General features: G+C 72.8%; 3 protein-coding genes. 2 read left to right on the forward strand and 1 reads right to left on the reverse strand.

All coding sequences use genetic code 11. From position 1 onward, the window contains the following. Window positions 1-100: 100 nt before the first annotated feature. Window positions 101-421 carry a GroES family chaperonin gene (locus tag ACOJUF_RS15660; RefSeq protein ID WP_420122759.1) on the forward strand — a complete coding sequence of 107 codons (321 nt, stop codon included), beginning with the start codon at window positions 101-103 and terminating at the stop codon, window positions 419-421. Between the two features lie 63 nt (window positions 422-484). Continuing rightward, window positions 485-1,918 carry a Si-specific NAD(P)(+) transhydrogenase gene (gene sthA, locus ACOJUF_RS15665; RefSeq protein ID WP_420122760.1) on the forward strand — a complete coding sequence of 478 codons (1,434 nt, stop codon included), beginning with the start codon at window positions 485-487 and terminating at the stop codon, window positions 1,916-1,918. 157 nt (window positions 1,919-2,075) lie between these two features. Here sthA and ACOJUF_RS15670 read toward each other — a convergent pair. After that, a partial coding sequence (locus ACOJUF_RS15670) for a LuxR C-terminal-related transcriptional regulator (protein ID WP_420122761.1) occupies window positions 2,076-2,815 on the reverse strand: 740 nt, incomplete at its 5' end.

Consider the following 2,815-nt stretch of genomic DNA (forward strand, 5'->3'; position numbering starts at 1 on the left):
TGGTGGCCTCGCGCGCCCGGCCACAGCTGCTTGGTGGCCTCGCGCGCCCGGCCACAGCTGCATGGTGGCCTCGCGCGCTCGGCCAACTAGGCTCGGCCCGGTGTCCGACGCACCGCTGGCCATCCAGATGCTCCACGACCGGATCCTGATCAAGACCTCCGCCGGGACCGGCGAGCGGGCGACCAAGACCGGCATCCTCATACCCGCGACCGCCGAGGTCGCCAAGCGGCTCGTCTGGGGCGAGGTGGCCGGGGTCGGCCAGCACGTGCGCTCGGTGAAGGTGGGCGAGCGGGTGCTGTTCAGCCCCGAGGACCAGTACGAGGTCGAGGTGGGCGGTGACACCTACCTGGTGCTGCGCGAGCGCGACCTGCAGGCCGTCGCTTCCGAACGCACCCGGGGCGGAACGGGTCTTTACTTGTAGGGACACTGGTGGGGGACCGCGACGACGCCGTCGTCCGGTCGAGGCAACCGGGAGAGAGCCGTCATGGACAGCTACGACATGATCGTCATCGGCTCCGGGCCGGCCGGGCAGAAGGCCGCGATCGCCGCCGCCAAGCTGGGCCGGCGGGCCGCAGTGGTCGAGCGCCGGGACATGGTCGGCGGCGTCTGCATCAACACCGGCACCATCCCGTCGAAGACGCTGCGCGAGGCGGTGCTGTACCTGACCGGCCTCAACCAGCGCGAGCTGTACGGCCAGGCCTACCGGGTCAAACAGGACATCACCATCGCGGATCTCTCGGCTCGCACGCAGCACGTCATCGCTCGCGAGATCGACGTCATCCGCAACCAGCTCGCCCGCAACCACGTGCACATGTATGTCGGCACCGCCCGGTTCACCGATCCGCGCACCATCGTCGTCACCAACGACTCCGGCAACTCGGTCGAGCTGCGCGCGGACAAGATCGTCATCGCGGTGGGCACCAAGCCGGCCCGGCCGCCGCTGGTCGACTTCGACGGCGAGACGATCGTCGACTCCGACCAGATCCTGAGCATCGCCAAGGTCCCGTCGTCGATGGTGGTGGTCGGCGCCGGCGTCATCGGCATCGAATACGCCTCCATGTTCGCCGCCCTGGGCACAAAGGTCACCATCGTCGAGCGCCGGCCGGCGATGCTGGATTTCTGCGACAAGGAGATCATCGAGTCGCTGCAGCACCAGCTGCGCGATCTGGCGGTCACCTTCCGCTACTCCGAGACCGTGCGCGAGGTGCAGAAACACCCGGCCGGCACGCTGACGGTGCTGGAGTCCGGCAAGAAGATCCCGGCCGACACGGTGCTCTATTCGGCCGGCCGGCAGGGCCTGACGGACGAGCTGAACGTGGCCGCGGCCGGGCTCTCGGCGACGAACCGGGGCAAGGTCGACGTCAACGAGCACTTCCAGACCGAGGTCGACCACATCTACGCGGTCGGCGACGTCATCGGCTTCCCGGCGCTGGCCGCCACCGCGATGGAGCAGGGCCGGCGGGCGGCGTACCACGCCTTCGACGAGCCCGTCGGCAGCAAGCTGGGCGAGCTGCAGCCCATCGGCATCTACACGATCCCCGAGCTCAGCTTCGTCGGCCGCACCGAGGAGGAGCTCACCGGCGCCAACGTGCCGTTCGAGGTGGGGGTCTCCCGGTACCGGGAGCTGGCTCGCGGGGCGATCCTGGGCGACTCGTACGGGATGCTCAAGATCCTCGTGCACGCCGAATCCCGCGAGCTGCTCGGCGTCCACGTCTTCGGCACGAACGCCACGGAACTGGTGCACATCGGGCAGACCGTCATGGGCTGCGGCGGGACGATCGACTACCTGGTCGACACCGTGTTCAACTACCCGACGCTGGCCGAGTCCTACAAGGTCGCCGCACTCGACGCGGTCAACAAGATGCGAGCCATCGCCCGGGTCACCCAGACCGGGCCCTACCACCCGCTGCCGGAGTAACCCCGCCGGCCCGTGGCGCACCGGGGCGCACCCGGCGGGCGCGCCCCGGCGCACTGCCCGGCAGGCCCGGCGTACCGCCCGGCGGAACCCCGAACACCGCCCGACAGGCCCGGAACACCGCCCGGCCCCCTCCGAATTCCCGGTCGCCCAGCCGGCGTCAGCCGGCGAGCCGGTCCGCCCGGGACCGGTCGCCCCGGCCTGCGCCGGCCGTCCCGGCGGCCCCGCCGGCACCCGGAACGCCGTCCGGAATGTCGCCGGGCCGTCCGGCCCCCGGTCGGGCAGTGCGAGCAGGTCCGGCGTGCGCCGGCGCGCTCGACGGATCGGCGGGCTCCAGGCCCAGCAGCCGTTCGAGGTCGGCGGGGGAGTGGTCGGCCAGGAAGGGCGCGTACTTGCGGGCCACCGCCGCCCAGTGCTCCTCGGCCACCTTCCGGCTGATGTAGAGGCGGCGCGCGATGCTCTCGAACTTCTCGCCCCGGGCCCGCGCGGAGAGCACCTCCCGCTGACGCTCCGTGAGTGCCGGCCGGTCCGGCCCGGGGCGTCCCGGGTCGACCAGGCCGGCCAGGGTCGCGGTGACGAGGCGGCGACCCGCGGCCGCCGCGCGGATCCCGGCGTGCAGGTCCGCCAGCGGATCGGTGGCGTGGACCAGGGCCAGGGCGCCCGCGGCCAGGCACCCGCGCAGGACGCTCGGCCGCCGCTCGCCGGTGCTCAGGCAGACCGGATAGCCGGCCGCGACCAGGCTGCGGACCGTGCCGGCCCAGGCCGGCCCGGGGGCGGCGACGGCACCGTCGGCGTGCAGGGCCAGCACGACGACGTCGGCGGGCGGGGCCGCGGCGACCAGGTCGGCGGCGGTGGCGGCCGCACCGGTCCAGACCAGGTCGGGCAGGGCCAGCGGCAGGG

The organism is Nakamurella sp. (genome assembly GCF_048594475.1).
GTDB lineage: Bacteria > Actinomycetota > Actinomycetes > Mycobacteriales > Nakamurellaceae > Nakamurella.

Excerpts from the sequence above, each read along its gene's own strand:
- sthA (WP_420122760.1), top strand. The coding sequence starts at position 485 with ATGGACAGCTACGACATGATCGTCATCGGCTCCGGGCCGGCCGGGCAG.